Source organism: Mesorhizobium sp. WSM1497 (assembly GCF_001672455.2).
In the GTDB taxonomy this organism is placed as follows: Bacteria; Pseudomonadota; Alphaproteobacteria; order Rhizobiales; family Rhizobiaceae; genus Mesorhizobium; species Mesorhizobium ciceri.
Genome location: NZ_CP021071.1, coordinates 115,377 through 141,258 on the forward strand (window position 1 = coordinate 115,377; position 25,882 = coordinate 141,258).

A 25,882-nucleotide genomic window follows, 5' to 3' on the forward strand; every position below is an offset into this window, starting at 1 on the left:
AGCCCTCACGCAAGCACTATGGGGACAAGGTGTGCGAAAAATCAATGATCGAAACGTACCAACCAGAGTGGGAATAGTTCGCAGAAATTTCTGAGCAGTTGATTGGATGCCAAGCACGCGCGCTCCCCCCGGGGGGCTTCCGCGGCCGGCATTAATCCACGTCCGCGTGGGGCTTGATGCGCGCGTCATCGCGGGCGTTCTCCCAAACATCCCACACCCAACGCGCAACGCCATACCACGGCCTCACAACCCCGATCGTCGCGGTCCTCGCCGCCACGAGTCTCTGGTTTGCAAGTAATCGCCGGTTCTCGGCTACCTGACCCGCACAAGCGCAGCATGCAGGCCCGGATTAGCCGGGCCTGCAATTTCGTCTGCTTGAACTGGGGCCGCGCAAAGGCGACCAGCGGTGCCCCCCGGCAAAGATCACCGACGCCGAACACGCCGGCGATGGTGCCGCCAGCCGTGAGCACCCCGAAGGTGGCCGCCTTGCCCACTGCCTCGATGATGGCGGGCCGCTTGGCCTTGAAGTTTTCGGCCGTGACGCCGGCGAGAGCGCCGCTGACATCGATCTTCTGATCGCTGGCGAGCTTGGGCATGATGTGGGCAAGGATCGCGCCCTGGGCGACAGACGCCATGCGCGACAGCAGTGCTGTTTTCTTCATCGTGATGATCTCCATTTTGCTGTCGCCGACGACTACATCAGGCCCGGCGCGGCCTTCCTCAACCAAGGCGACGTGATTGGCGGAAATGTCCCGCATCACGCCGTCGTAGGATTCTCCAGCCAGCGTGCCGGGCGTCATGTCGGCCCGATAGCGATAGCTGCTCGAAAGTTCTTTCTGCCGATCGGATTCGATCAGCGCGATTGCCGCCCCATCCCAGATGCTGAGCGGCGCCATGAGGTAGGGCGCATGGAACTCCAAGGCGTCACCCAGCGCGCCGACCACGGCTTCGCGCGGATGGTCCCTGGCGCTGACCGGGATGTGCTTGAGCAGCAGCGGCTTGCCGACGAAGGTAGGGGCGGCTTTCGCCAGCTCGTCGGCGTCGCGATAGAGGCGGTACACCCGCTTGGGATCTAGTCCGAGCGCTTCGAAATCCGGGATTTCGCGGCCGTAGTATGGGCAGACATTGGCCTTCGAGATCGGCGTCATCTCGACGCGCAGATGACCGTCCTGGTCGAATGTGCGGATGCTGTTGCGATCCATGGCCAGCGCGTCCTTGACCGCAACGGGCTTGGGCTCCTCAGAAGTGGCAAGCATGTTCAATCCTCTAGGCAGAGTCACACAATGGCGCTTCAAAGCGTGTGCCTCAAAAAGCCGCCGACCACCCAATTGTCTGGAAATTACCAAGTCCCGGCTAACCGGAACAAATTACCCAACAGCAGCTTTGGCCGATCGAGTTAACGCTCGTGTCGCGGGTTCACCAATCGAAGTTTGGGGCCGCGACTGAACGCGACCTACCGGTGGGAGCAACCCAATGGTTGCAGATGATATTGCGGCAAGACGCCTGAAAATGCTGGTCGAGCAATATGTCGAAAACAGAAAAAGGCGACATGACTTCATTTCTACCTCGACGGCAGAAACCGCCATTCGGGAGGTGCTCCCGAACTGTCCGATTTCCGGGAAAGCCCTTGATGACCTGATAGCAGCCAGCGCCATCGCACACGGTCTTGGCGTACGGTTTGACCGATCGGCCTCAATGGAGAGCGCTCGCTGACGCAGCTGTTGAGCCCGTTAATGCGGCCGCGCGTGAATATCCCCATTTAGTACGTTTCCGACGCTATCCATCAAGCGCGCTGCAATTAAAAAGTCGAGCAAGGTGGAGCAACCATGCCGAGATTCTTCTTTCACATTCGAACCCGCGACGGTCAGCTCCTCAAGGATCCAGAGGGGCAGGAGTTTGCAAACTTGCAAGAGGTAGAGGACGATGCCATGGCGTCTGCCAAGGAAATCCTGGCCGAAGGGCTGCTGGCCGGGAAGCCGGTACTAACCGGCGATGCCTTCGAAATCTTCGATGATCGCGAACTCTTGGTCCTGGAATTCCCCTTTTCGCGCGCGGCGGAAAAGCCCGGTGCCCGGCCATAATGCGTAACGTGATTAGGTGTTGGTGCCAGCAGCACCTATATGTGGCTTATCGTTCGCACGTTTTCACGGGCGTGAACGGCTGGGAGATCACAGAGCTCTTGCCCCATGGAGGGTGGAGACATGTCTAATCAGCCAAATATCACCTATCGCAATGCCTTGTTGAAGCGGCTTTCTCGCGCAGACCTGGACTTATTAGAGCCGCATCTGAAGCGGGTGGTTTTGCCATTGCGGGCCCCGCTTGAGACGGCGAAGTCTCTCATCGAACACGTCTATTTTCTCGAAAGCGGCATAGCGTCGGTCGTTGCTAAGATACCGAAGGGCCGCGATACCGAAGTGGGCCTGATAGGTCTGGAAGGCATGACCGGCGCGCTGTTGGTGCTTGGCGGCGATCGTGCCGCACATGATACCTACATGCAGATTGCCGGAGATGCGTTCCAAGTGCCTGCGTCAGCGTTATCGGCAGCCATGTTGGAAAGCACAACGCTTAAGGCCCTGCTGCTTCTCTATGTACAAACGCTCTTCATTCAGACCAGCTACACCGCGCTGGTGAATGCCCGATCGAAATTGGATGAACGCTTGGCCCGGTGGCTGCTGATGTGCCAGGACAGGGTAAGGAGTGACAGATTTGCGATCACCCATGAGTTCATGTCTGTTATGCTCGGTGTGCGGCGACCTGGGGTGACCGTCGCCATCCAGGAACTTGAGGGCAGAGGACTGATCAGGGCAAACCGGGGTGAGATCCTTATCCGCGATCGCGATGGCCTATTTCAGATCGCCGATGGCACCTACAGCGAGCCGGAACATGAATACGAGCGGCTGCTCGGCAAAATCTAGCCATAGTCGGCAGCAGCGGCGAAGGTGACGGTCGCGACGACCGTTCCGTCGTGGAGCGCAACCTCATACGTGGCATCACGGATCAACGGCTTCCCGGCGCGCAACTCCTCCGCCATCAAGTCCTTGGCAGCCCAAATTGCCTCTCGAACGGCGCTCTCGTTATCAGGGAGCTCACTGCCTTCCGGATCGGTGCGCCGGCGTCCGGCAAGTACAAGGTGCAGGAAAAAGCGTGGCAACCGGAGTCTCCGCCAGCGGCAGTCCGCCGCTTAGGGTGTAGGCTAGGAAACAGCGTCTGCGATCGTCCCAACAGTCGCTTTTGCCGTCGACAGCGCTGTTCCCAAGTACTGAATATAGTCCGAAAAAGTGCTTTCTGACTACCGCAGCAGCGGCATCATCTCGACGGCCGTTGTGATTGCCGGCATTCAAAATCGGCTCCCTACCTGCCCAATGCAAGATGAAGGACTAGTTCTGATTGTTCATGCGGCAGGGGAAGGACATCAGCTTCGATCAGCGGCTAATCCAGTCGTGCATGGGCGACCGCCTGCGGTTTCTTGATGTAACGTTGCCACCGGGCCAGCACCAATGGCCGGGCCAGCTGGTGTCGGTCGAAGAGCGCCGGAGCACCAGGACATCGCCATCAGGCGCAACCAGCATCAGTGAGGCTGCCTGGCCCGCGCTGTCCATGGCGAACTCTTCGCCGACGGGCTTCGGAATGCCCAGCACGCCTCGGCTCGCGAAAGCCTCAGAGGTGACTGGCATTGCGGTCGTCTTTTCAATTATGTCCTTGCCAAAATGTATCCCCTAGGATACAACTGGGCATGATCGAAGTCATCAAAACCAGTATCTTTGACGCATGGTTCGAGAGGCTTCGTGACGGCAGAGCAAGGCGCGCATTATGGCGCGCATCAGCCGCGTCGAGGACGGCAATCTCGGCGATGCCAAGTTCTTAGACGGCATCGGCGAACTTCGCATCGACTATGGACCGGGCTACCGCATTTACTTTCTCAAACGCGGCGACGTCGTCGTGATACTGCTGTGCGGCGGCGACAAGGGCAGCCAGAGCCGCGACATCAAGCGCGCGCTGGACATCGCAAATGAGGTTTAGAAATGGCAATCACGACCAGCAAATGGGACACCGCCGACTACCTCAACACCGAAGAGGAGATCGTCGCCTTTCTTGACGCTGTCATGGCGGAAGGCGACCTCCAGTTTCTGTGCAAGGCACTCGGCCAAGTCGCCCGATCCAAGGGCATGACGGAAATCGCCAAGAAAACCGGCATGTCTCGCGAAAGCCTCTACAAGGCCCTCAGCGAGGGTGGGAACCCGTCCCTTGGCACGGTCGTGTCAGTGCTCGACGCGATGGGGCTTCGCTTGTCAGTCGCCCCGCGCGAGCATGAGCGCGCTGCCTGACGATCAGCCAAAGAGGGCTGTAGGGGATCGGGCTTCCTCAGTTTGATCGGCTGGCGGAACCTTTGCAAGGTTAGGACCTTCTCCTCTCGAACAGTGGAGGTCCAAATGGCAAATCTCGGAAGACTGGCGGTCGCGATGCTCGGCGTTCTGGCCTACCAAAATCGCGACAAAATTGGCGAATTGATCCGCGGGGCGGGAAATCGTAATCCGAACGACCCGCAAGGCGGGATTATAGATCAGCTTTCCAAGGGCGTGTCGGGGACGGCGCTTGGCGATATCCTAGATCGATTCAGAGGTGCGGGGGCCGGCTCAAAGGTCGACTCCTGGGTAGGCACTGGGCCGAACCAACCCATCGAGCCAAATGAGGTGGAAGCGGCAATAGACGAAGACACGCTGACTTCACTCTCGATGCAGACAGGCCTTTCGCGGGAGGAACTCATCAGCAGGATCACCCGGGATTTGCCAGAGGCCGTCAACAAGATGACGCCAAATGGCGAACTGCCCCCCGAGCCAGCCGAAGGCTCCGATCCGACAACACTGCTCGACGACGTTCCCCCAAATAGGCCGCAAGCCAAATCGACCCCAGACGATGTCTAGGATGACGGCCATATCTCAGGAATACCTGCTGAGGCGTACAGACTCAGCCTTTGGGACAACTCGGAGGAGCGTTCAGAGCGCCGAGGCAGCATGCGTCATTGCCGAATTGGATTTGTTGGCGGCCTTGCTCGATTCCCGTTGGTGCATTCCGGGGACCTCAATTCGTTTCGGCCTCGATGCCCTGGTAGGTCTGGTGCCTGTGCTCGGAGATGCGGCGACGGGTATCGTTTCGGCTTATATCGTAATGCGAGCCCGAAGCTGCGGCGCTGGAAAGACGTTGGTCGCCAGAATGCTAGGGAACGTATTGCTGGATACGATTGTAGGAAGCGTCCCTATTCTGGGCTCAATCTTCGACGTGTATTTCAAGGCCAACAATCGCAACATCACGCTGCTTCGCCGCCACCTTGGTAAAGCGGACAATGGCAGCGGCCAGGCGATGCGAACTGCCTGATTGCAGCTCGGTATTCACCCAAGGAACTTTATCGGTTGATCGCACGTTTTGCGGCCGAACCAATTTCGGTTCACGCAAAGGGGAAAAAATGGAAAATCCAGGTGTCGGTTGGATAGCTGCTATCGTGATCGGCGGTATCGCCGGCTGGCTCGCCGAGATGTTCATGAAAAGCAATATGGGCGTGCTGATGAACATTGTTTTGGGGATCGTTGGCGCCATCGTCGCCAACGTCCTTCTCGGGCTGCTGGGCGTATCGTTGGCCGGTTGGCTTGGGTATCTAATCGCAGGCTTCATCGGTGCCTGTATTTTGATTGCGGTTGCCCGCATGATTAGGCGCTGAACAACGATCGACTTTCTGCACATTCTCACTAGTGATTGAGCGCGTGACCTCGGAGGTCACGCGCGCGATTACTCCTAATAGACGCCCTTGATGACCGGCTTGCACACGCATCGACAACTGGGCTCCTCGCCTGGTCGGATGAAGCGCTTTAGCGCTGGGTCGTACCAGCCAGTCGAAATCTTGTAGCGGACCTTCTCGCGACCAGCCTGGACGTGCGAGGGCCGAGGTTCTTTCCCGCCGCCGCTGTGGTGCCACTCGGCTTCGTCTATGCCGAGTTCGAGCTGGCGCGCCGTGTTGAAGGCCGCCGTCGCCTTGTTGTAGCACTGATAATGTCGTTCACCGACTGGCGTGTCTCCAGCCAGTTGTCGACATAGGGTTTCACCATCTGCGACAGCGACAGGCCGCCGAACGAATAGGTCGGCTTCAACCGAGCTGAAGCTCTAGCTAGGACGATTGATGGTCACGAAACCCCGATTGAGAGGAGGAGTGCCACGAGCGCGACAGGCAGAACGGCTGCCAGAGCGCCCTCAAACATTCTCAGTTTGTGATCGTTGAACACTTGGAAACTCGCGCTGTTGAAGTCTTGGTAGAATTCCAAGCACCCTCCTCGCTTTACGCGGCCGATGATGCCCGGCTTGACCCACTGTATCGCCGCCCGCTTCATCCCCTTCGGCGATGAACGGCTGCCGCACGACCAGTCATCTTGGCCCTGAGTTGCTGGCTGTCGTAAGCAATCTGGTTTCCGATCAGTTCAGAGCGCCTCATCCTCAACGATGCCTGTCGTGGGCTCGCGCTCTTCGCCGTCGCCCTCCCCCCGGCCAAGTCCGATCGGTATATCCCCGGCCAGCAGCTTTTCCTTCGACAGCAGCCCGGCGTCCTCGAGCGCCTCGAAATCCGGCAGCTGGCGCAGCGTGTCGAGCCCGAACTGCGACAGGAAAGTTTTCGTCGTTACATAGGTATAGGGCGCGCCCGGCTGCGGACTGCGCGGCCCTGAGGCGATCAGCTCCTGCGCGCGCAGCACGCCGATCAGATCGCGCGACACCTCCTTGCCGAAGAAGGAAGACAGCTCGCCACGGGTAATCGGCTGAAAATAAGCGATGCACATCAGCACCAGCGCCTCCGCCTGCGACAACTCTTTTGTGCCCTGCCCCGCCGCTGTGCCGAACGCGGCATGGATGACGTCGCCAAAAACCTTTTTGGTCCGGTGCTGCCAGCCGCCGGCGACGGCGACCAGCTCGTAGGGGCGCCCGGCGAGCTCGGCGCGGATGTCGTCGATGATCAGCTCAAGATTGCAGTTCTTCCCCACCACCCGCGCGAGGACACTGCGTGTCACCGGTTCGCTGGCGGAAAAAATCACCGCCTCGACGCGGCCCATCCACTCGCGCCAGCGCAGCTCGGCCGGCAGATGTTCCAGCTCGATATCCAGCAAAGCCGGCTGAACGTTTGGCTTCCGGCGGGCAGACGCTTCGCTCATCGCTAGAGCCCGAACAGCCGGAAGCTGGCGCGGCCGGAAAGCTCGCGCACGGTATCCAGCTGTTGCAGCCGGTCGAATAGCCGTCGCGATGCAAAGCGCGACAGGCTTTTGGTCGTTAGCGATCCGGAGACGGCGTCGTCGTCGAGCAGTCTTTGGATCACATCGCCCGCCCCCTTCGCCCTGAGCTTCGGTGCGGCGGCGATGAGCCGCTCCGCGCGACGCGACAGCTCGGCCGCCAGCCGGCACGCGTCCGCCGCCGCCTGAACCAGCGCCAGGCAAAGTGCCCGCTCGAACGCTTCGCCGCCCGGCCGGAGTCTGGTCCCTCCCGCCTCGGCGCGGAAGGCCGGAGCAAAAGCCAGGGCCATGAGCAGCGGCAGCGGCCGCGGCCAGCGCAGGCTGTGCGCCAGCACCAGGTCGGCCAGCCACCAGGCCAAAAGCTCGCAGTCGGGGCGCATGGCGACGACGTGCGCGGCGACGGCCGCGGCAGCGAATGGCGCTGGCCGCTGGGACCGCCCCAATTCATCGATCTCCGTAGAAAGCGCGGCGAGCGCGGAACCGTCCCAGTGGAATCCGAGCATCTCGACGATCTTTTCGAGCCGATCGGCGCTGGCAACGGGCGGCTGCGCTGCCAATTGCCGCCAGCCGCCCAAAATAGCGCCGGCGGGGCCGGGATCGGCGCCGGCCGGGCGCAGGTGCCAGGCGTCGCGCAGGGCGGCCGCGTCCACGGCCCGGCCGGCGAGCCGCATGCTGGCGGCGGCACAGCGAAGCGCCAGCCGATGCCGCCAGGCGCCGGCCCAGGCGGGCTGCGCCCGGGCAAGTGCGTCCAGCGACGCCAAGGCGGCGCCGGCCTGGAAGGCGGCGTCGATCTCGCTGGCGTCACGACCGGACGCGAGCGCCCAGGCCGGTACGGTCGGCGGCGCGGCGAGGCTGGCGGTCGCGGGATCGAGGCGAATCATGCTTTCGAGCGTAAAGCGCCCGTGCGCTTTGCGCTATGATTTTCGCACCGAAACGCACAGCCTGTCGAAACCACAAAATGAATGATAATGTTGCATTATCGTTCGTTACAAGCCATGCTAGCAGAATGGCCCCTATCGTCGACCTGAGCCGCGAAAATCGTCCTGAGGACAGCTCAGTGCCGTCCCACAGCACGACCGCGATCGCCAGCACCTCCCCTCCCTCGCCTCCAGCCGACGACTTGCCTGATATTGTCGATATCGTCATGGAAATGGCGCAGGCACCCTGCGAGCCGCAAAACGCCCCTCCCCTGCCGGCGCACCTGGAAGGGCTCGCCGAGCGCGCGCGCGATTACGTCGAGGCAGCAAGCTCGGCGAACACCCGGCGCGCCTACGCCGCCGATTGGAAGCATTTTTGCGCCTGGGCGCGCCGCCAGCATCTCGATGTGTTGCCGCCCGACCCGCAGGTCGTTGGCCTTTACATCACGGCCTGCGCTTCCGGTAAGGTGACGGGCGACAAGAAGCCGAACGCCGTCTCGACCATCGAGCGACGTCTCTCCTCGATGACCTGGAATTTTTCTCAGCGTGGCCAGCCATTGGACAGGAAGGACCGGCATATCGCCACTGTGCTGGCCGGCATTCGCAACACCCACGCCTCCCCTCCCCGGCAAAAGGAAGCCATTCTGACTGAAGACCTGATTGCCATGCTCGAGACCCTTGACCGTGGAACGTTGCGCGGCCTGCGCGACCGCGCCATGCTCCTGTTGGGTTTCGCCGGCGGCCTGCGGCGTTCTGAAATCGTTGGCCTGGACGTTGCCAGGGACCAAACCCAGGACGGCCGCGGCTGGATCGAGGTTTTGGACAAAGGCGTTCTCGTCGCATTGCGCGGAAAGACCGGCTGGCGCGAGGTCGAGATCGGCCGTGGCTCGTCCGATGCCACATGCCCGGTTGTGGCGGTGCAAACCTGGCTGAAACTGGCGAGGGTCGGCCATGGGCCGTTGTTTCGACGCGTCACCGGAAACGGCAAAGCAGTTGCAGCCGAGCGGCTCAACGACCAGGAAGTGGCGCGGCTGGTCAAACGCACCGCCCTCGCAGCCGGGGTTCGTGGCGACCTGTCCGAAGGCGATCGTGCAGAGAAATTTTCCGGTCATTCCTTGCGCGCCGGTCTTGCCTCATCGGCTGAGGTCGACGAGCGTTACGTTCAAAAGCAGCTTGGCCATACGTCGGCCGAAATGACCCGCCGCTACCAGCGGCGCAGGGACCGGTTTCGCGTCAATCTCACCAGGGCCAGTGGACTGTAGGCCCCCTCCCCTGGCGGATCGGTCTATCGCCAAGACAGCTGATCCCTCGGCAGCCGACCACTGGGGTCGAATACAGCCACCTTGTGCGGGAGATCGGGGCCCCAGTTCCAAAGGACCAGATTGCGATCCTCCATCTCGGCCCCCGGCGCGAAGCTCGGAACCACGATGCCGGCAACATTTCGGGGTTGCAACCGCTCATAGATGGACCAGGACGCTGGACGTTCTCCGTTGCTGAGAGCCGTCGCCCAGGCACAGGCCATCTCTTCGAGCGTCACAGAAAACTCTCCTCTCCGCTCTTCCGTTGTCAGATCCGCGATGTCGTCACAATCGATCTCATAGGAGCAAAGCACGCAGGGATCGATCCGCTGTGCGAAGCCCTGGTTGGCTTCCTTGATCGCTGTCATGATGGTCAGCGCCAGATAGAGCGCCGGCACGCCTCTGGGATTGAATCGAGCCCCTCGGATCGCCGCTCCTTCGCCGGAAGTCGGCTTGAATGCCCAACGTGGATCATGTGCGCGGTAGCAGGTTCCGACGAACCTCACGCAAACCCGCCAACGGCCATGTGATCGAGATAATCACGGACCGCTGCTGCCTTGCCGTCCTTCACCAGCGCCTCAGCGGTGCGTCCCCCAAATGCCGGAAGCGGCTGAGCCCGATACCAGGCCATCGCCTGCTCCTTGCCACCCGCCCATTCCGTCACTCGGCTGATGATCTCGAGCATTTCTCGCAGACGCCCCTGGGTCTTTACCGTGGCGCTACGCTCTGACCGATAAAGCGTCTCGCGTGCAAGACCTGCAGTCTGGGCCAACTGGCCTTTGGACATGCCAAAACCGTCCGCGACCTGCCCAATCGCAATCTTCCCATTCCGGTCCATGTAGGACAAGATGAGAGGTCCATTCTGCTCGGCTATCTTGAGTGCCTGGCCCATGGTGTTCATCCTACCATATCGGGAGTCATATTTCGTGTGCAGAAGATATGGCACTTGTAGACTGTTTTCAAGAACGAACCCGTTCAGTGGCCGCGCCGCAAACCCCGCCGACAGGTGGGAATGTGCCAGGCCACCTCAACAGCACCGGTCACATCCTTACGCCGCTGCCCCGCGATATCTTGCCGCTCATCCGGTCATCCGTGCTGACGCGCCATTGGCTTTCAGCGCCGCCATGAGCATAGGTCCAACAGAAAACTCACCCGCTTTTGCCTTTTCGGTCAGCACGCGCAGATAACCGCCAGCCGAGTTGATATGCTGCGCTCTTTGCAGAATGCAGGCGATCACGATCGCGGCAACTTCCTGGCCCATCACATGGCAAGCCTCCTCATAGGCTGAAGGCGACACGCCAAGGTATCCTCGCACCTGGGTGGCGGTCATCATCAAGTCGCGCCAGCTTCCGATCCCGTTGACGGCATAGTCGGCAATATCGGGACAGGCCCGCAGCACCAGTCCAATCGGGTAGCCTTTCGGCTTCTCGGGGGGGTGGGATGTTGGCTCGGCCTCCGCCCTGCTTTTTTCGAAAGCCGGTTCAAATACAAAAGCGGAGTCTGTGTTTGAATCAGATTGCTGCCGCTCATTATGGGACTCATTGCCGCTAGGATTCTTGGCATTTGTGAAGCTTTCCAGCATCTTGTTGACCGCTTCGTGCAGCTCTACCAGCTCGGCGACGACCCCTTCCAGCTCCGACAGGCCTGCCCGGCGTGGAATTGCGTCCACAATGGCCCGGAACCGCTTCCACAGCGTTCCCCAGTCCCCGGGCACATCCTCCTCGACAGCCGCCTCGATCAGCTTATGGATGTCGCGGCGGTGCAGCGTGATGCGCTCCCGCATCAGTCTGAGCGCCCGACCGTCGGCTCGAACCTGGTCGGCCGCCTGCTGAAACTCCGCTGCCCTGGTGATCAACGGGGCCAGGGAGAAGCCGAAGGCCTCCACCACAGCCCCGCCCGGCCCTTTGCGGGCAAATCTTTTGCCGTTGGCGCTGTCCCTGCGGATGATGAGGCCGCAACTTACCAGTTCCGCCAGGTTCCTGCGCAGCGTGGAATCGGCCATGCCGTGCGCCCGCAGCGATAGCTGAGCGTTGGACGGAAAGACCATCAACCCGTTTTCCTCGCTGATCTGGTCGTCTGGATAAAACGTCAAAAGCCCGCTGAGCACCGCCAGGGCGCGATCGCCGACGCCGACAATCGACTTGCCCTCGCACAGCCACCGATAAACCTGCCATTTCTCGACGACAGACCCCTGAGGTATCTGCCTTGACGCCGTGTTGGCTTTCACCAACGCAAGCGTCATCGGCCGCCGCCCGAAGGGCGTCGTCGCAAACCCACTCTCCATTTCCCTCACCTTTCAATCAGGCAAAAGAAATCTGCTCGCCGAAATGGCGCCACGACTCTTGACAGTGATTCGGGGAAGTGCGATTCTCAGCTTGCTACAGACGAGAAGGGCTTCCGCGACGGCGACGTTCGGGGGCCTTTTTCTTTTGCGGTTTCAGTCTCCTGTTTTCTTGGCTGTTTCCGATTGCCGAAAAGCCTCGAAAAGCTCGTCCAGCCGATCGGTTATGAACGCTCCGAACGGCGAGGCTTCCTTGGCCTTCAGGGCAAGCGTAAACACTTTTCCTGTGTCGGTGATCTTGGCTCGCACGGATCTGTCGTGCGGTGCCCAAGCCTTTTCCTGTGTCTTCGATGCTGCTGGCGCGCGTTTTGCCGGCGCGCTCATGAAGTCGAACAGACGCGCAAATCGTGCGTCACTGCCTGACGTGGCGAACTCTGGACTTGCCACATAGTCGGCCGCCCTGCCCGCGCTATCCGGATGCTCCATGAGCTTGGCGAGCTGCCACCACCTGTCCCGACCAACAGTCTTGGCGGCGCCAATGGCCACAATGACTGGCTCTGGAATGTTGCTGGTAACAGAACGCATCTTCGAGAAGGTCGTGTCATCGAGCGCCAAAGCCGACTTCACCGTGTCGGGCGTGTGGCCGCGCTTGAGAATGCGATCGGCAAACAGGGTCCTTTCGATGAAGGACAAATTGGCCCTTGCGGCGTTCTCTTGCCCCTGGGCAATAACATGATCCTCATCGCCCATCTTCTTGACGACCGCGCGTACTGGCCGTCCCAGCTGGCGGGCAACCTTGACGCGCCGATGCCCGAAGACGGTCTGAAAGCGACCGGAGAGCTCAGGATGAGGCCTGACCAGGATCGGAGAATCTTGTCCTCTTTCCCGAATGGCCGCAAGCAACTCCTGATATGCCTCATCGTCTTCGTCCAGGCGATCCGAAACGAAGGAGGTGTCCACAAATGCCGGATCGAGATCCACGACCGAGCTCTTGGAGAGCTCCTCGAAGGATTGCATGATGGAGCGCGACGCCCCGCGAACGGCATACCCGGATACGTCCTTCGCATCAGCCACTGCCGTCGCAGGGCCCAACACACTGCCGAAAATGTCCCTGCGTGCCATTTAACCGCCTCCAATCGCGGTTAGCGATTTGATTTCAAAGACAAAATTTCCAGTTTTTACTGCCGTAAACTTCGCCGTCATGACCGTCCCCACGCACGATGGATCAGCGTCGCGATTTCAGCATTGACCGCATCGAGGGATTCCAGTGCACGGTCGTAGGTGGAACGGGTAAAGGCCGACTTCTCCACCTCGTAGAGCGTCTGCTTGGTGAGACCCGCGTCCGAAATCGCCGTCGACTTCAACATCGGGTTCTCCAGGATCTGGCCGGCAAGCATGGACTGCATGAAGCCTACCATCTGCGCCTGCGGGATATCCGTCGGCTCGTAGCGTGTGATCAGATATCGAAACCAATCGAGCTCGATTGCCGCACCGGCGGCCTTGATGGTTTTCAATATGCCGCCGAGCATGAGCAGGAACTGGCTCATAGACATCAGGTCGAGCATCTGCGGATGAACTGTAATGAGAACCGACGTCGCCGCCGACATGGCCGTCAACGTCAGGTAGCCAAGCTGGGGCGGGCAATCAACCACGACAACGTCATAGCGATCGTCGACCTCCGTTAACGCCTTCGCCATGCGCGTGAAGAACTGGCGCCCGGCATTTGACGTCTTATCCTGCATGGCGAGGGGCGTGTCGTATTCGTATTCCTGCAATTCGAGATTGGCGGGGATGATATCGAGACCTGGAAAATTCGTCGGAAGGATTACGTCCGCAATCGAGCGGCGTTCGTCATCGTAACGAATCGCCTCATAGAGCGAGAGGTTGTTATCAAGTTCCGGCTGGAAGCCATGCAGGGCCGACAGTGAGGCTTGAGGATCGAGATCGATTGCAAGAACACGGTGGCCGGTCAAGGCCAGATGCTGGGCGAGGTGGGCGGCAGTCGTTGTCTTGCCACTGCCCCCCTTGAAGTTGACGACAGCAACGACCTGGAGCTTGTCGCCGGACTTGCGGTGCGGGACATACTTCTTGACTTCGGTCCTGCCATGCTGGTCCAGGAAATGGCGCAGCTCAAGCATCTGCTGGGCAGTGTAGGACCGGCGTCCCGATGGGATCTGCTCGGGCAGGGGGCCCTTGCCCTCCAGATGAAGGCGCTTCAGATTGTTCTGCGAGACACCAAGATAGTGAGCGACTTCTGCCATCGAAAACGAACGCAGCGTCTTCGCCGCATCGGGGGGAAATTTCTCCATCCGAAGCTGGTTAAGGCGCCGTGATATCTCAGCACCCTGCTCGAGGATTTTCTCATCGAACTCGAAGCTCGGTAGCCGCATGGCGATATTCATTCTCGTCGAAAACCTGAATTGGCGCTTTTTGCGATGAAATTATTCAACAAGCGCCATTAAGCTCCGATTCGGAAAGCCCGGCAAGAAGTTTTAGGTTAACAGAAGGTGAACAGCACTAGCGGGCTTCCTTGCGGCCGATTCCTGCTGTCGTCGGATAATGGCGGGTTGTCGTTCGACTGGAACTCTCCCGCTCATCTGGCTAAACGCCTGGTTTTTCTGACACAAAGAGCAGTCTTTACGGCAGTAAAAACCGCCCCATCAGCGGAGCGGCTTAGGGGAGGGGAGGGCGCTTCCACCCGCTCAAGGCGGTAGGCGGGCTCGCTTTGCCGGCTGAGGCTTGGTCGAAGGCATCAAAAGCAATGGCCGACCTCCTCCATCCTGACGAGACGCAAACGTCCAAAGCTCGGACCGACCCCAATTCGTCTCTAGCGGCCTCAAACGATATTCGCTGACATAGGGTAGGTCAGCGTGCCTCCTGCAGGTGCGTTTGCATGCGGAGGTCAACCGTTACCCGACTGAAAGCCGATCGCTGGAGACCGCAGTTCGCGCACCATCGTTTTGAGCGGTGCGGGCGAGCGCCCGAAACTTCCTTTATCTGCTCGCCAAGGGAGCGTTCGCAACCGACGAGGGTGCCACCCGAGCGTTGATAGCAGACGCTTGGTGATGAAATCCGGCCTGAGGTAGAAACCGAATTTGTCGGCTCGGGAACAACGATACCAAGACCATCATTCCCGGCTCTATGGTGTCACTCTTGGCCCTTGAGGTCGCTGTCGCCGTAGGCTGCCGCGGACACCGTTGAACAGCTGATCTCGGGAAGGGGAGGGGGGCTCATCTTCAAGCGGGGTCGGAGGATTGCCAACGCGCTGTTGGGTGGATTTCATCTCCTGAACGAATTTCATGGAAATCAGCTCATCGACAAGATCCGAACTGGCCTGCTTCATTGCGATTGTAGATGGCATTCATCAGTGAGCCAATGATGACCCGGGCGAGGTCCGGATGGTTCTCGAGTGTGTTGAGTCGACGTTGATGAAGATGTCGATTTTGCCCGCTGCAACCTCGTCGGTCGCAAACTTCTGCCCGAGACGAGCGCGGCGTAGCTCTCGTAGGACAGCCAGTGCGTTTCCCTGGATGCGGCCCCATAGAATGTCTCCGGTGTCATGTTGATGAAGCGGGCGACGTTTTCGCGGACAAATGCGCCTGGCGACGAGTCGCAATCCTGCAATCGGGTCGCAGTTTTGGTTCCGGAACCCATTGCGTCACGCCGCGCAGCAGTGGTTCGACGACGTCGCATGGAGTGGGTGTCGGCTGAACATGACACCGAGCTATCCGCTTGGCCTTCGCCGAATCGAAGCAATTCAGCACGAGCCCAGAGTCGGTGACATCGCCTTATCTGTCCGCCCCGGTCGCAGGCCTCCGACCTTGCGGTTGTGCGCGGCTATCTCCCGCGAGGTCTGTGCGCCCGCGGAGCCGGTCCGCTTTGGGAATTCCGAACTTCGCACAATCTATTCCGAGGGTAGGATCATCACAGCCTTCGTCGGCGGTGTGGTTCCTCCGGGCGACGGCTTCCTTCACTCCAGATTCCCAGGTTCATATGACTCACGCTGGACGGGTTCAGGTCGACGGCATTCTCGGCCTTGAAGGCCTATCCTCACTTTCATGCTTGAAGCGCTGCATTCGCTTGGTTTCATCACCGGCGGTGTGGCCGCTGGCGCGATCGGCTGGAGCGGAAATCCGCTCGCCCTTTGGCAGCCCTGGCTTGCCTGGGTCAGGCAGCGCAGCGGGGCGAGGGCACATGTCTGTGCCACTCCCGTGGTCGAGGTCGAGGGCGTGAAGGTTGCGCCGCTGATCTGCTACGAGCAGCCCATCGTCGTCCTTGCCATCCAAGAGGCGGGCCGCGCGAGCCTGGGCATCTCTGTTCGGTCTCTATCCAGCCCAAGTGATCGTTGACAGAGGCGCTCTGGGAGCCTAGCGTATCTGACTGGTATAACAGGTATGCCACATGATCGGCGTTCTGATCAAACCGCGGAAGCTTTCGGAGGAGGTTGCAGCGCACCTCGAGCGGATGATCCGCAGGGGAGAGCTGGCCGAAGCCGACCGGCTCCCATCCGAGCGGGAACTCATGCGGCAGTTCGGGGTCGGGCGCCCTTCAATCCGCGAGGCCCTGCTGCATCTGAGCAAGATGGGGCTTGTCGAGGTGAAATCCGGCGAGCGCGCCCGCGTCACTCGGCCAACCCCCCAATTCGTGATCGACGCCCTCTCGGGGCCGGCGCGCCACATGATTTCGGCCCCTGGCGGGGTTCATGACTTCCAGAGCGCGCGTTTGTTTTTCGAAGTCGGGCTTGCCCGCAACGCCGCCATCAATGCCACGTCAGAGGATATTGAGGGCCTCAAGGAGGCGCTCGAAATCAACCGGCAGTCGATCGGGGACCTGACGCGCTTCGAGCGCACTGATGTGGACTTCCACTACGTGCTGGCTGTGATCACCCGCAATCGTATCTTCACAGCCATTCACGCGGCGTTGGCCGAATGGCTGCTGGAACAGCGGCGCACAACTTTGGCCAAAGGTGAAGACCGAAAGGCCTACGAGGCTCATCGCGAAATCTTTGATGCCGTCGCCGCGCGCGATCCAGACGCCTCCGAAGCGGCTATGCGCAGGCATCTGGAATATGTCTCCAGACGCTATCTTGAAATTGCGGGTGGCAAGGGATGAGCGGCTTCGTGGTCTGGGTCGATTTCCGCCTCAAGCCGGGTGCCCGGGGCAGATTCCGAGAGCTCGTGGACGCCAACGCGACCGCGTCGGTACGCCGCGAAGCCGGCTGCCGCCGCTTTGATGTGACGCAGGCGCGCGGCGAGCCCGACCGGGTCCTGCTCTACGAGATTTACGACAGCGAGGCGGCATTCAAGCTCCACTGCCGGACAGCCCATTTCGAGGAATTCAATTCGCAGAGCGCGCCGCTCGTCGACACCAAGCTGGTGACGATCTGCGACCTTGTTGTCGAAGCTTCGTCTTGAAGAACGCATAGGCGCAATGCGCCCCTTGTGGGCGAACGGGAGGGAAGTTCATGTCGGAGCCAAGTCTCAAGGCGCTAGCGTCTCACAGACGCGTCAAGCTCGGGACCCTTGTCGCCGAGTTCGCGACGCCGGGGATAGGCCACATCCTGAAGTCCGCTGGCTGTGACTTCGCCTTTTTCGATATGGAGCATTCGGGCTTCAGCCTGGAAACGGTCAAGAGCGCGATCCGCTATTTCGAGGCGGCCGACCTGCCGGTTATGGTGCGTGTGCCATCGCAGGACTACCATTTCCTCGCCCGCGCCATGGATATGGGGGCCGAAGGATTAATCGCGCCGATGGTGAGTACCGTCGAGCAGGCGCAGCACATCATCAGTTCCATGAAATACCATCCGGCTGGCGCTCGCGGCGTGGCGCTGCAGATCGCGCATGACCGTTACCGTCCGGGCTCGGTTGCAGATAAGTTCGAGGCGGCCAACCAGCGCTCGGTGTTCATCTGCCTGATCGAGACCGCCGACGGCGTCAAGAACATCGACGGCATTGCGGGATTGGACGGCGTCGATTGTCTGTGGGTCGGTCACTTTGATCTGTCGGTCTCGCTCGGCATTCCCGGCGACTTCGCGCACCCGACCTTCATCGCCGCGATGGCCAAAATCGTTTCCGCCGCCAAAAGGCACAACAAGTCGCTCGGGCGCCTGGTGCCCAACGTCCAGCAGGGCCACGAGTTCTACGCACAAGGCTTCGACTTCATTTGTTATTCGGGCGACGTCTGGATACTGCACGACGCGATCGCCGACGCGGTCTCCAAAATCCGGGCCGGGTGCCAGTAAGAACGGAGGAGAGAATGGGCGACCTAAAGTTCAAGGTGGCGCTTTCCGGTGATTTCCGCATGCCGGACGGCTCGCTGACCTATCCCGACTTTGACCTGGAGCCTCTGCGCAAGGCGCCAGGCCTCGAGATGACATTCCTGGAATCGAATAACCCGCTTCGCGCCGACCAGCTTGAGGACTTCGATGCGCTGATCCTTCTCACTCATCGCTTCGTTTCCACGAGTGTCCCCAAGAGCGGTCGGCTGGCCGTCGTTGCCCGATTCGGCGTCGGCTACGATACTGTCGACGTCGAGGCCTGCACTGCCGCCGGCATCGCTCTGGTCATCACGCCCGATGGGGTAAGACGGCCGGTCGCCGTATCCGTCATCACCTTTATGTTGGCACTCACCGGCAAGCTGTTCACGAAGGACGCCCTCACCCGTAAGGGACCTCATGGCTTCCAGGAGCGCTCCCAACATATGGGTGTCGGGCTCGTGGGGCGTACGCTGGGGTCGCTCGGCATCGGCAACATAGGCGCCGAAGTTTTTCGCCTGGCAAAGCCCTTCGATATGAGGTTCATCGCCCATGACCCATTTGCAGACAAGAAGGTCGCTGCCGAACTAGGCGTGGAGCTGGTCGGACTGGAAGATCTGTTTCGTCGCGCCGACGTGCTGTCGGTAAGTTGCCCGCTGACGCCTGACACGCGCCATCTCGTCAATGCCGAGCGGCTCGCCCTGATGAAGCCTACTGCATACCTGATCAATACAGCGCGCGGCCCGATCGTCGACCAGAAGGCATTGGCACAAGCCCTGCGGGAGCGTCGTATCGCCGGCGCCGGTCTCGACGTGCTGGAGCAGGAGCCGCCGGATGCTGACGATGCAATCCTCAAACTCGACAACGTCATCCTTGCGCCGCACGCATTGTGCTGGACCGACCAGTGCTTTGCCGGCAACGGCGCTGCAGACGTCAAAGCGGTAATCGAGGTTCAACATGGTCGCGAGCCGCGCGGTGTGGTCAATCGCGAGGTGCTTTCGAGCGAGCGGTGGAAGGATAGGCTGGCCGTTTTCGCGGGCCGCTTCGGAAGCTAGGAGTGCGAGAATTTGGCGCGCCGCCGCGGCCATTGCGGGGGCCTTACGGGAGGAATGCTCGACCGCCGCGCCTGCGGACGAGTGAGCAAATGAGAAACGGGAGGACCAAGCACTATGAACGATCGTGAAAAACGTGACTTTCAGGCCGGTCTCGAAGCAGAGGTCGACGCCTTCATGCGTGGCGAAACGACCCGCCGGAATTTCATAACCCGCTTCGGCCAGATGACCGGTATGTTGGCAGCGTCTGCACCCATTTTGGGTATGATGACCGATTGGGCGCTGGCGCAGCAGAAGCTCGAACTGGCCGACGCCACGTCGCCGCTGGGACAGGCGCAGGCCGCTGCGCTGAAAGCATCTAAGGAAGGACCGGCGGAGGGCTCCGCCTTCCGCGCGGTCGAGGCGGCCAAGGCGCATGCGGGCGTCACGATCAACATGACCTACGAGGCAGGCCTGCAGGCGCTCGATCCACGCAATTTCAGTGGGCCGATGTGGGAGCAGCTTACGGGCATGAAGTCGAATGTGGTCGAACTGTCGAATCCCGATCAATACTCCAAGGCGGTCGCCGAGCACATTGCCGGCTCAGGCGCCTATGACGTGCTCGACATCTCGCCAGCCTGGACACCGTCGCTCGCCGATGGCGGCGTCATCGCACCTCTCGACGACTATATCGCCAAATATATGAACCCTGCAGACCTCGAGGACTATCATCCTCTCTACAAGGCGCTGCCGACCTACAAGGGAAAGATCTGGGGCTTCTTCGACGACGGCGACATGTTCGCTCTCTACTACCGCAAGGACATCTTCGAGGATCCGAAGATGATGGAGGCCTACCAGACCAAGTTCAACGCGAAGCTCGGACCACCGAAGACCTGGGAGGAATATGCTCAGATCGCCCAATTCATCACCGACCAGATGGCACCGAAGGTTTATGGTGCAGGCCACTTCCGCAAGGCGGGCAGCCCGGGCAATCAGTTCGACTTTCTGCAGCAGTACCGTGCCAATGGCGGGAAACTGTTCGGCGACGACATGAAGGCCGGCTTGGTGTCGGATGCGGGCGTCAAGACGCTGACGAACATGCTCGCGGCCAACAAGGCCTCGATCCCCGGTAACAACGAGCTCGACGCCGTCTCCCTTTGGGCGGCATTCCTGACGGGGAAGGTTGCGATGATCTATTCCTGGCCTCCAAGCGGCCGGATGGCGGCGAACTATTCGCAATCCGCCACGGCGATCAACTTCATTCCCCAGTCGCAGATCGCTGGCAAGGTTGGCTATGCCGTCGTGCCGGGCAATCCGGAACATGCCACCGGCTACAACAAGGCGCTGTCGGCGGATTCGCCCAATCCGGAGGCGGCGTATCTGTTCATGCAGTGGGCCTGCTCGCCTCCCGTCTCACTGGCGCGCTGCATGTTGCCCTATGCGCTGCGCGACCCATACCGCATTTCGCATTTCAAGTCGGAGCTCTATGGAGCACTGTTCCCGAGCGCCAAGGAGTACCTGGCCAACCTCAACAACTCGGCGAATGTCGGCCTGCTCGACCCGATCATGCCAGGTGCGCAGGACTATTTCTTGAGCATCGACCGCATGTGCACCGCAGTGTGGGCTGGTGCGGATCCGAAAGCATCGCTGGAAACGGCGGCCGCCGAGTGGAACGAGACGACCGATCGGCTCGGGATGGAGTCGCAAAAGGCATTCTACACCGAGTTCCTGAAACTGCCCGGCGCCACCGCTGACAACACAGTGGAGAAGCTTGGCATGGCAGTCACCCTCTGAGACTCGCCTGGAGGGGAGCCGGGTTTCTAGCACCAGACCGGTGTTGCGGGCGCTTCGCTCGCAACACCCTGGCTCAACCGCGTGGCGATCTTTGGAATAAATCGATGCCGCACACCACCACGATCAGTCGCATGACGACCACCGGCGCCCCGCCTCGGCTTTCGACCCTCGCACAGTGGGCGGACCGCCACTTCAAATGGCTTCTGGTCGCGCCCGCGGTGCTGTTGATACTGGCGCTGTCGATCTATCCGCTGCTGTTCTCACTGGTCGTGTCCTTCATCAACTACGATTTCCAGGTGCCAGGCCACGCCTTTGTCGGCTTGAAAAACTTCGAGCGGGTGGTGTTCGATCCCGTGGCACGGTGGTCGCTCTTGCTGACGGCCTGCCTGTCGAGCATCAGCGTCGCCATCGAATTCGTGCTGGGCCTTCTGGTGGCGCTCACCATGGTGCGCAGCTTTCCGGGGCGCGGTGTCGTCATGTCGATCCTGATCGTGCCGCTTTTCATCAGCCCGGTGATAGTCGGCCAAGCGTGGACGCTGCTGCTTCAGCGGCCTTTCGGGCCAACCAACTACATCCTGACGCAACTGTTGGGGCAGGAGGTGACGATCGGCTGGATGACCGAGCGCCCATGGCTTTATGTCTCGCTGATCATCGCTGATGTCTGGCAGTGGACTCCGTTCATGTTTGTCGTCCTGCTCGCCGGGCTTACCGCAATCCCTCCGAACCTCTACGAGGCGGCGGAACTCGACGGCGTCAATGCCTGGCAGGCCTTCTGGGCGATCACGCTGCCGCATCTCGGGTCTATGATGCTGCTGGCGTTGACCTTCCGCCTGCTTGACGCCATCCGAATGTTCGATACCATTTTTATCATGACCGGCGGCGGCCCGGGTACGCAAACCTACACGGCTTCCTACTATCTCTACACGGTCGGCTTCACCCAGTTTCATCTGTCGCAGGCGACGGCCGGAAGCTGGCTATTCCTGATTTTCACCGCGCTGGTAGTGACGCTGCTGGTGCGGCGGCTCTTGAAGGTGGAGCCGGTCTGATGGCCGCCGTCGCGCCCGCCCGCCGCAGGAAACGCCGGTCGGTGCCGATCGGTCGCATGCTGCTGCTCGGCTTCTTCCTCGTGTTCGTGCTGTGGCCCCTCTACTGGATGTTCAACACCTCGATCAAGCCGAGCGACGACTACCTCACCGTGCCGCCCGTCTGGTTCCCTGCCGAGCCGACCCTTGTACACTACAAAGCTGCGCTGTTCGCTTATCGCGGCCTCGACGGGCTCATCAACAGTCTGATCATTTCGCTGTCGGCCACCGTGCTTTCAGCGTTGTTGGGCACGCTGATGGCTTATAGTCTGGCGCGCTACAACACGGGCGGCCAGTACCTGTCTTTCTGGGTGCTGTCACAGCGCTTCCTGCCACCAATCGGCATCGTCCTGCCGGTATTCCTTATCTATCGTGGCGTCGGGCTGTACGACACCCATATTGGTCTGATCATCGCCTACACGGTCTTCACGCTGCCGGTGTCGGTGTGGATGATGTTCGCGTATTTCCGCGGCATGCCGAAGTCGATGGAGGAGGCGGCCCTGGTCGATGGCTGCACGCGTTGGGAGGCGTTCTGGCGCGTTGCCGTGCCGCTTGCCGCCCCGGGCATCGTCGCGGCGGCCGTCTTCGCTTTCATCGCTTGCTGGACGGAGTTCTTCTTCGCGCTCATTTTGACCAGTCGAACTGCGTTCACGCTGCCAACCGTATTCCGCTCCTTCATCGGCTTCCAGGGCGCGCAATATGGTGAAGCGGCGGCCCTGGCCATTGTTTCCCTCGTGCCATCCATCGCTCTGGGAGTCCTTGCTCAACGACATCTCGTGCGCGGGCTGACGCTCGGCGCCGTTCGCGGATAGAAAGAGGCAGGCATGGCTGAAGTCAGGATCACCGGCTTGCACAAGCGCTACGGCGCCTTCCATGCGGTGCGCGGCATTGACCTCCACATTCGCGACGGTGAGTTCACCGTTCTGGTCGGCCCCTCCGGATGCGGCAAGAGTACCCTTTTGAGGACGATTGCAGGACTGGAGGAGAGTTCGCAAGGCACGATCGAGATTGGCGGCGAGGTGGTCAATGACTTGCGGCCGCGCGATCGTGACGTGGCGATGGTGTTTCAAGACTATGCGCTCTATCCACATATGAGCGTGGCGAAGAACATCGGCTTCGGTCTCAAGGCGCGCAAGATGCCGAAGCCCGAAAAAGAGGCGCGCGTTGCCGAGGCTGCGCGTATGCTCGGCATCATCCCCTTGCTCGGGCGATTTCCACGCCAGTTATCCGGTGGGCAGCGTCAGCGCGTCGCCATCGGCCGCGCCATAGTCCGCAACCCCCGCATCTTTCTGTTCGACGAGCCGCTGTCCAATCTGGATGCCCAGCTTCGCGACGAAATGCGCGGCGAGATCAAGCGCCTTCACCAGGACATCGCCACGACGATGATCTACGTCACCCATGACCAGATCGAGGCGATGACACTGGCTGACCGCATCGTGCTGATGCGCGACGGGTTGATCGAGCAGCAGGGCGCGCCACTCGAACTGTTCGAGCGCCCCGCCTCGATCTTCGTCGCGGGCTTTCTCGGTTCCCCACGCATGAGCTTCCTGCCGGGCACGCTGGCTTTGGACGGGAGCGCCGCCGCCATCCGGCTGGCCGATGGTCTGCTGCCGATCGCCCCCGGGCGGACTCTAAATGGCGCTATAGATGGGCAGTCGGTGCTGCTCGGGCTGCGCCCGGAACATCTGACACGCGCGCACGCTGCTACCCCCGAGCCGGGCACGCTGCGCTATGATGCAACCATCGACCTGCTGCAGCCGACTGGCTCGCGCAGCTATGCGACCTTCCGCCTTGCCGGCGCGCCAGTGGTGGCGGAGCTTCAGGCGCACGACGTCAGCCGTCCCGGCGAGAGACTGCCGATCGACATCAACATGAACCGGGCGTCGATTTTTGACGCTGCGACGGAGCAAGCAATTTGACCTTGGCAGCATCTCGAGCCATCCGCTTGTGTGGAACCGAACAGGTCGAGCCACCCTTGCGCACACTTCGCGCGGGACCGTTGTCGGTCGACTTCGACAATGGGGCGTTACGCTACATCCGCCTTGACGGAATTGAGATCCTGCGCGGAATCTCGTTCCTTGTGCGGGACGAAAATTGGGGAACCGCTACAGCCGTTCTCGATGATCTCCACATCGATGAAGGGCTGGATGTGTTCAGCATCGCATACCGTGCAACATGTTCCGCAACATCCGGTCGCCTGGTTTATCAGGTACGGATCTCGGGCAGTAGTGATGGTGCGCTGGCTTTTGCGGCCGAGGCAGAGCCCGAGACTGACCTTTTGACGAATCGGACCGGCTTCATCGTCCTTCATCCGATCGAAGCCTTGGCGGGCAAGCCGGTAAAGGTGCTGCATGAGGATGGTCATGATGAGCTATCGCTCTTTCCGGACCACATCGACCCTAAATGTCCGTTCACCGATATCCGGGCGTTGTCGCATGAGATCGCGCCTGGGATCTGGGCCACATGCACCATGGACGGTGATGCCTTCGAGATGGAGGATCAACGCAATTGGTCTGACGCTTCCTATAAAACCTATGTCCGCCCTCTGCGTCGCCCGTGGCCTTACCGACTGCCCAAGGGCCAGAAATTCACCCAGGTCGTCCGGCTTCACGTGTCAGGAACGCTTCGTGCCGGGGCGTCTGAAAACCGCAATCCACTCATCAACCTGACGATCGGCAGACCCGTCGGCCAAGTGCCTCGCGTTGGCGTCGGCGTTGCTGGCGACGAGGCAAGGCACGCGCTTGAATCCCCCGAGCTTCTACGACGAATGGCTCCGCAGTGGATGGTCTGCCAAGTCGATCTCCGATTCGGACACGGCCATGATGAACTCGAAAGCTACGCCGCGCTTGCACGGCTGACCGGCGCAGGCGTGGTCCTCGAGATCATCACCAAGGGCACGCTCGACCCATTCGGCGAATTGGCGCCCGTCGCTGATGCGGTCCATACAATCGGCCTCAAACTGGAAGCTGTCTCCGTCTTTCCGGCGCAGGACATGAAATCCGTTCAGCCGGGAGCACCGCGGCCGGTCATGCCCAGCTTCCACGAATGCTACTCCGCCGCTCGCCGGGCTTTCCCGGGGATCGGGCTGGGCGGAGGCATGGCCGCTTACTTCACCGAACTCAATCGCAAGCGTCCGCCAGCCGAAGCGCTCGACTACGTGACCTTCACCACCTGTCCAAGCGTGCACGCGGCGGATGATATTTCGGTGATGGAAACGCTTCAGGCTATCCCTCATCAGATACGCTCGGCACATGCTTTCACGGGCGACCGCGTGCCGCTGCGCATAGGTCCCAGTCAGCTCGGCTGCCGCGAGAACCCCTACGGAAAGGGCACCGCGCCGAACAAAGCGAACGCCCGCATATGTCTGAGCCGCATCGATCCGCGGCAGCGCGGGCTGTTCAATGCGGCATGGACGCTCGGCTATTTCGCGGCCTGCGCTCGCGAAGGGGTCGAGGCCGTCGCGGTAGGGGACTTCACCGGCCCCTTTGGCCATATCCACAGGAAGGCTGATTTCGTCCAACCATGGTATGACCAGCAGGACGGCCGAACGGTCTATCCCGCTTTCCATGTCATGGCGGGTCTCTCAAGGCTCGGCGGAGCCACCCTGCTGTCCGTAGGAACTTCCGGCGCTGACGCCATTGCGACGATCGCAGCTGAAAAAGATTGGCGCGTGACACTGTGGGTCGCCAACCTCACCTCCAAGGCGCAATCTGTGAAACTTCCGGATGCGCCGAGCAGTGCCCGTATAGCTCTTCTTGGCGCCGAGCAGTTCGAACGGGCGGCAACCGATCCCAACTTCATGGAAAGTACCGCAAGACCGCTGGATGACCAATTCATCTCGCTTGACGCTTACGCCGTCGCGCGAGTTGATCTCGACCTACCATTTTCGACCTAGAGCCCGATGTGCGCTGAGGTTGAGAGTTGAGCCCAGCGTCATGCGCAGCCGCATCAATCGCTCTGGCCC

Annotated in this window: 28 protein-coding genes and 2 pseudogenes; 19 read left to right on the forward strand and 11 right to left on the reverse strand. The window is 60.8% G+C overall.

The genetic code is table 11. The annotated features are described in order from the left end of the window. Positions 1–185: 185 nt before the first annotated feature. Complete coding sequence (locus A9K65_RS32940; protein ID WP_245322240.1) at positions 186–1,328, reverse strand: DUF2213 domain-containing protein; 1,143 nt, start codon at positions 1,326–1,328, stop codon at positions 186–188. Positions 1,329–1,473: 145 nt separating this feature from the next. On the opposite strand from A9K65_RS32940, the gene A9K65_RS32945 reads away from it, so the two are divergent. The 3 genes from A9K65_RS32945 to A9K65_RS32955 all read left to right on the forward strand — a co-directional run bounded on the left by A9K65_RS32945 (position 1,474) and on the right by A9K65_RS32955 (position 2,915). Further along, positions 1,474–1,713 carry a hypothetical protein gene (locus tag A9K65_RS32945; protein WP_027162342.1) on the forward strand — a complete coding sequence of 80 codons (240 nt, stop codon included), beginning with the start codon at positions 1,474–1,476 and terminating at the stop codon, positions 1,711–1,713. Positions 1,714–1,826: 113 nt separating this feature from the next. After that, positions 1,827–2,081, forward strand: coding sequence for a hypothetical protein (locus A9K65_RS32950; RefSeq protein ID WP_064993498.1), 255 nt, complete (start codon positions 1,827–1,829; stop codon positions 2,079–2,081). 120 nt (positions 2,082–2,201) lie between these two features. Next, complete coding sequence (locus A9K65_RS32955; protein WP_064993508.1) at positions 2,202–2,915, forward strand: Crp/Fnr family transcriptional regulator; 714 nt, start codon at positions 2,202–2,204, stop codon at positions 2,913–2,915. Here A9K65_RS32955 and A9K65_RS32960 read toward each other — a convergent pair. Beyond that, positions 2,912–3,151, reverse strand: coding sequence for a hypothetical protein (locus A9K65_RS32960; protein WP_086081392.1), 240 nt, complete (start codon positions 3,149–3,151; stop codon positions 2,912–2,914). The two genes, A9K65_RS32955 and A9K65_RS32960, sit on opposite strands and share 4 nt — an antisense overlap. A 582-nt stretch (positions 3,152–3,733) precedes the next feature. Between A9K65_RS32960 and A9K65_RS32970 the strand changes: the two are divergent. From A9K65_RS32970 to A9K65_RS32990, 5 genes and pseudogenes are all read left to right on the forward strand, one after another. Next, positions 3,734–4,020 (forward strand): annotated as a pseudogene (locus tag A9K65_RS32970) (type II toxin-antitoxin system RelE/ParE family toxin). 2 nt (positions 4,021–4,022) lie between these two features. Further along, entirely contained in the window at positions 4,023–4,325 is a 303-nt protein-coding gene (locus A9K65_RS32975; RefSeq protein ID WP_064993496.1) for an addiction module antidote protein, read from the forward strand. Between the two features lie 105 nt (positions 4,326–4,430). Next, positions 4,431–4,922: a YidB family protein gene (locus tag A9K65_RS32980; RefSeq protein WP_064993495.1), complete on the forward strand. Its 492-nt coding sequence runs from the start codon at positions 4,431–4,433 to the stop codon at positions 4,920–4,922. A gap of 1 nt (position 4,923) precedes the next feature. Continuing rightward, positions 4,924–5,373 (forward strand): DUF4112 domain-containing protein, encoded by a 450-nt coding sequence (locus A9K65_RS32985; RefSeq protein WP_064993494.1) that lies wholly within the window; start codon positions 4,924–4,926, stop codon positions 5,371–5,373. Positions 5,374–5,461: 88 nt separating this feature from the next. After that, positions 5,462–5,713 carry a GlsB/YeaQ/YmgE family stress response membrane protein gene (locus A9K65_RS32990; RefSeq protein WP_064993493.1) on the forward strand — a complete coding sequence of 84 codons (252 nt, stop codon included), beginning with the start codon at positions 5,462–5,464 and terminating at the stop codon, positions 5,711–5,713. A gap of 265 nt (positions 5,714–5,978) precedes the next feature. Here A9K65_RS32990 and A9K65_RS36590 read toward each other — a convergent pair whose 3' ends face one another. From A9K65_RS36590 to A9K65_RS33005, 3 genes are all read right to left on the reverse strand, one after another. Then, positions 5,979–6,140, reverse strand: coding sequence for a hypothetical protein (locus A9K65_RS36590; RefSeq protein ID WP_198327721.1), 162 nt, complete (start codon positions 6,138–6,140; stop codon positions 5,979–5,981). A 324-nt stretch (positions 6,141–6,464) separates the two neighbouring features. After that, positions 6,465–7,187, reverse strand: a complete 723-nt coding sequence (locus tag A9K65_RS33000) for an SMC-Scp complex subunit ScpB (RefSeq protein ID WP_064993491.1) — start codon at positions 7,185–7,187, stop codon at positions 6,465–6,467. A 2-nt stretch (positions 7,188–7,189) separates the two neighbouring features. Beyond that, positions 7,190–8,143, reverse strand: a complete 954-nt coding sequence (locus tag A9K65_RS33005) for a DUF1403 family protein (protein WP_064993490.1) — start codon at positions 8,141–8,143, stop codon at positions 7,190–7,192. Between the two features lie 125 nt (positions 8,144–8,268). Here A9K65_RS33005 and A9K65_RS33010 point away from each other — a divergent pair, with 125 nt between their 5' ends. Further along, positions 8,269–9,441: a site-specific integrase gene (locus A9K65_RS33010; RefSeq protein WP_063170581.1), complete on the forward strand. Its 1,173-nt coding sequence runs from the start codon at positions 8,269–8,271 to the stop codon at positions 9,439–9,441. A 23-nt stretch (positions 9,442–9,464) separates the two neighbouring features. On the opposite strand, the gene A9K65_RS33015 is transcribed toward A9K65_RS33010, so the two are convergent. The 6 genes and pseudogenes from A9K65_RS33015 to A9K65_RS36345 all read right to left on the reverse strand — a co-directional run. Then, the gene (locus A9K65_RS33015; protein ID WP_064993489.1) at positions 9,465–9,983 is read right to left on the reverse strand and encodes an RES family NAD+ phosphorylase; all 519 of its coding nucleotides are present in this window, start codon (positions 9,981–9,983) and stop codon (positions 9,465–9,467) included. Beyond that, complete coding sequence (locus tag A9K65_RS33020) at positions 9,980–10,369, reverse strand: MbcA/ParS/Xre antitoxin family protein (protein WP_013525331.1); 390 nt, start codon at positions 10,367–10,369, stop codon at positions 9,980–9,982. The genes A9K65_RS33015 and A9K65_RS33020 overlap by 4 nt, the downstream gene beginning before the upstream one ends. A 186-nt stretch (positions 10,370–10,555) precedes the next feature. Next, positions 10,556–11,761 (reverse strand): plasmid replication protein RepC, encoded by a 1,206-nt coding sequence (repC, locus tag A9K65_RS33025; RefSeq protein WP_064993488.1) that lies wholly within the window; start codon positions 11,759–11,761, stop codon positions 10,556–10,558. A gap of 153 nt (positions 11,762–11,914) precedes the next feature. After that, complete coding sequence (gene repB / locus A9K65_RS33030) at positions 11,915–12,880, reverse strand: plasmid partitioning protein RepB (protein WP_013525329.1); 966 nt, start codon at positions 12,878–12,880, stop codon at positions 11,915–11,917. A 77-nt stretch (positions 12,881–12,957) separates the two neighbouring features. Next, the gene (gene repA, locus A9K65_RS33035) at positions 12,958–14,160 is read right to left on the reverse strand and encodes a plasmid partitioning protein RepA (protein WP_013525328.1); all 1,203 of its coding nucleotides are present in this window, start codon (positions 14,158–14,160) and stop codon (positions 12,958–12,960) included. A 939-nt stretch (positions 14,161–15,099) separates the two neighbouring features. Continuing rightward, positions 15,100–15,385, reverse strand: a pseudogene (locus A9K65_RS36345) (type IV secretory system conjugative DNA transfer family protein); the annotation flags it as partial. A 431-nt stretch (positions 15,386–15,816) separates the two neighbouring features. Between A9K65_RS36345 and A9K65_RS33050 the strand changes: the two are divergent. From A9K65_RS33050 to A9K65_RS33095, 10 genes are all read left to right on the forward strand, one after another. Beyond that, a complete protein-coding gene (locus A9K65_RS33050) occupies positions 15,817–16,107 on the forward strand; it encodes a hypothetical protein (RefSeq protein WP_064993487.1) in 291 nt (96 codons plus the stop codon). Positions 16,108–16,159: 52 nt separating this feature from the next. Continuing rightward, positions 16,160–16,870, forward strand: coding sequence for a transcriptional regulator NanR (gene nanR / locus A9K65_RS33055; RefSeq protein WP_013525327.1), 711 nt, complete (start codon positions 16,160–16,162; stop codon positions 16,868–16,870). Next, the gene (locus tag A9K65_RS33060) at positions 16,867–17,172 is read left to right on the forward strand and encodes a putative quinol monooxygenase (protein WP_013525326.1); all 306 of its coding nucleotides are present in this window, start codon (positions 16,867–16,869) and stop codon (positions 17,170–17,172) included. The genes nanR and A9K65_RS33060 overlap by 4 nt, the downstream gene beginning before the upstream one ends. Positions 17,173–17,222: 50 nt before the next feature. Next, positions 17,223–17,999 carry an aldolase/citrate lyase family protein gene (locus A9K65_RS33065; RefSeq protein WP_013525325.1) on the forward strand — a complete coding sequence of 259 codons (777 nt, stop codon included), beginning with the start codon at positions 17,223–17,225 and terminating at the stop codon, positions 17,997–17,999. Positions 18,000–18,058: 59 nt separating this feature from the next. Next, the gene (locus A9K65_RS33070) at positions 18,059–19,066 is read left to right on the forward strand and encodes an NAD(P)-dependent oxidoreductase (protein ID WP_224673562.1); all 1,008 of its coding nucleotides are present in this window, start codon (positions 18,059–18,061) and stop codon (positions 19,064–19,066) included. Positions 19,067–19,180: 114 nt separating this feature from the next. Beyond that, the gene (locus A9K65_RS33075; RefSeq protein ID WP_024504468.1) at positions 19,181–20,836 is read left to right on the forward strand and encodes an extracellular solute-binding protein; all 1,656 of its coding nucleotides are present in this window, start codon (positions 19,181–19,183) and stop codon (positions 20,834–20,836) included. Positions 20,837–20,940: 104 nt separating this feature from the next. After that, positions 20,941–21,882 carry a sugar ABC transporter permease gene (locus tag A9K65_RS33080; RefSeq protein WP_013525322.1) on the forward strand — a complete coding sequence of 314 codons (942 nt, stop codon included), beginning with the start codon at positions 20,941–20,943 and terminating at the stop codon, positions 21,880–21,882. Beyond that, entirely contained in the window at positions 21,882–22,730 is an 849-nt protein-coding gene (locus A9K65_RS33085) for a carbohydrate ABC transporter permease (RefSeq protein WP_064993486.1), read from the forward strand. Before A9K65_RS33080 ends, A9K65_RS33085 begins: the two co-directional genes overlap by 1 nt. A gap of 12 nt (positions 22,731–22,742) precedes the next feature. After that, positions 22,743–23,837 carry a sn-glycerol-3-phosphate ABC transporter ATP-binding protein UgpC gene (gene ugpC / locus A9K65_RS33090; RefSeq protein ID WP_064993485.1) on the forward strand — a complete coding sequence of 365 codons (1,095 nt, stop codon included), beginning with the start codon at positions 22,743–22,745 and terminating at the stop codon, positions 23,835–23,837. 80 nt (positions 23,838–23,917) lie between these two features. Next, a complete protein-coding gene (locus A9K65_RS33095) occupies positions 23,918–25,813 on the forward strand; it encodes a hypothetical protein (protein ID WP_245322241.1) in 1,896 nt (631 codons plus the stop codon). Positions 25,814–25,882 lie beyond the last annotated feature (69 nt).

Coding starts and splice junctions, on each gene's coding strand:
- A9K65_RS32945 (WP_027162342.1), top strand. CDS start 1,474: ATGGTTGCAGATGATATTGCGGCAAGACGCCTGAAAATGCTGGTCGAG.
- A9K65_RS32950 (WP_064993498.1), top strand. CDS start 1,827: ATGCCGAGATTCTTCTTTCACATTCGAACCCGCGACGGTCAGCTCCTC.
- A9K65_RS32955 (WP_064993508.1), top strand. CDS start 2,202: ATGTCTAATCAGCCAAATATCACCTATCGCAATGCCTTGTTGAAGCGG.
- A9K65_RS32975 (WP_064993496.1), top strand. CDS start 4,023: ATGGCAATCACGACCAGCAAATGGGACACCGCCGACTACCTCAACACC.
- A9K65_RS32980 (WP_064993495.1), top strand. CDS start 4,431: ATGGCAAATCTCGGAAGACTGGCGGTCGCGATGCTCGGCGTTCTGGCC.
- A9K65_RS32985 (WP_064993494.1), top strand. CDS start 4,924: ATGACGGCCATATCTCAGGAATACCTGCTGAGGCGTACAGACTCAGCC.
- A9K65_RS32990 (WP_064993493.1), top strand. CDS start 5,462: ATGGAAAATCCAGGTGTCGGTTGGATAGCTGCTATCGTGATCGGCGGT.
- A9K65_RS33000 (WP_064993491.1), bottom strand. CDS start 7,187: ATGAGCGAAGCGTCTGCCCGCCGGAAGCCAAACGTTCAGCCGGCTTTG.
- A9K65_RS33005 (WP_064993490.1), bottom strand. CDS start 8,143: ATGATTCGCCTCGATCCCGCGACCGCCAGCCTCGCCGCGCCGCCGACC.
- A9K65_RS33010 (WP_063170581.1), top strand. CDS start 8,269: ATGGCCCCTATCGTCGACCTGAGCCGCGAAAATCGTCCTGAGGACAGC.
- A9K65_RS33020 (WP_013525331.1), bottom strand. CDS start 10,369: ATGGGCCAGGCACTCAAGATAGCCGAGCAGAATGGACCTCTCATCTTG.
- repC (WP_064993488.1), bottom strand. CDS start 11,761: ATGGAGAGTGGGTTTGCGACGACGCCCTTCGGGCGGCGGCCGATGACG.
- repB (WP_013525329.1), bottom strand. CDS start 12,880: ATGGCACGCAGGGACATTTTCGGCAGTGTGTTGGGCCCTGCGACGGCA.
- repA (WP_013525328.1), bottom strand. CDS start 14,160: ATGAATATCGCCATGCGGCTACCGAGCTTCGAGTTCGATGAGAAAATC.
- A9K65_RS33050 (WP_064993487.1), top strand. CDS start 15,817: ATGCTTGAAGCGCTGCATTCGCTTGGTTTCATCACCGGCGGTGTGGCC.
- nanR (WP_013525327.1), top strand. CDS start 16,160: ATGATCGGCGTTCTGATCAAACCGCGGAAGCTTTCGGAGGAGGTTGCA.
- A9K65_RS33060 (WP_013525326.1), top strand. CDS start 16,867: ATGAGCGGCTTCGTGGTCTGGGTCGATTTCCGCCTCAAGCCGGGTGCC.
- A9K65_RS33065 (WP_013525325.1), top strand. CDS start 17,223: ATGTCGGAGCCAAGTCTCAAGGCGCTAGCGTCTCACAGACGCGTCAAG.
- A9K65_RS33070 (WP_224673562.1), top strand. CDS start 18,059: ATGCCGGACGGCTCGCTGACCTATCCCGACTTTGACCTGGAGCCTCTG.
- A9K65_RS33075 (WP_024504468.1), top strand. CDS start 19,181: ATGAACGATCGTGAAAAACGTGACTTTCAGGCCGGTCTCGAAGCAGAG.
- A9K65_RS33080 (WP_013525322.1), top strand. CDS start 20,941: ATGCCGCACACCACCACGATCAGTCGCATGACGACCACCGGCGCCCCG.
- A9K65_RS33085 (WP_064993486.1), top strand. CDS start 21,882: ATGGCCGCCGTCGCGCCCGCCCGCCGCAGGAAACGCCGGTCGGTGCCG.
- ugpC (WP_064993485.1), top strand. CDS start 22,743: ATGGCTGAAGTCAGGATCACCGGCTTGCACAAGCGCTACGGCGCCTTC.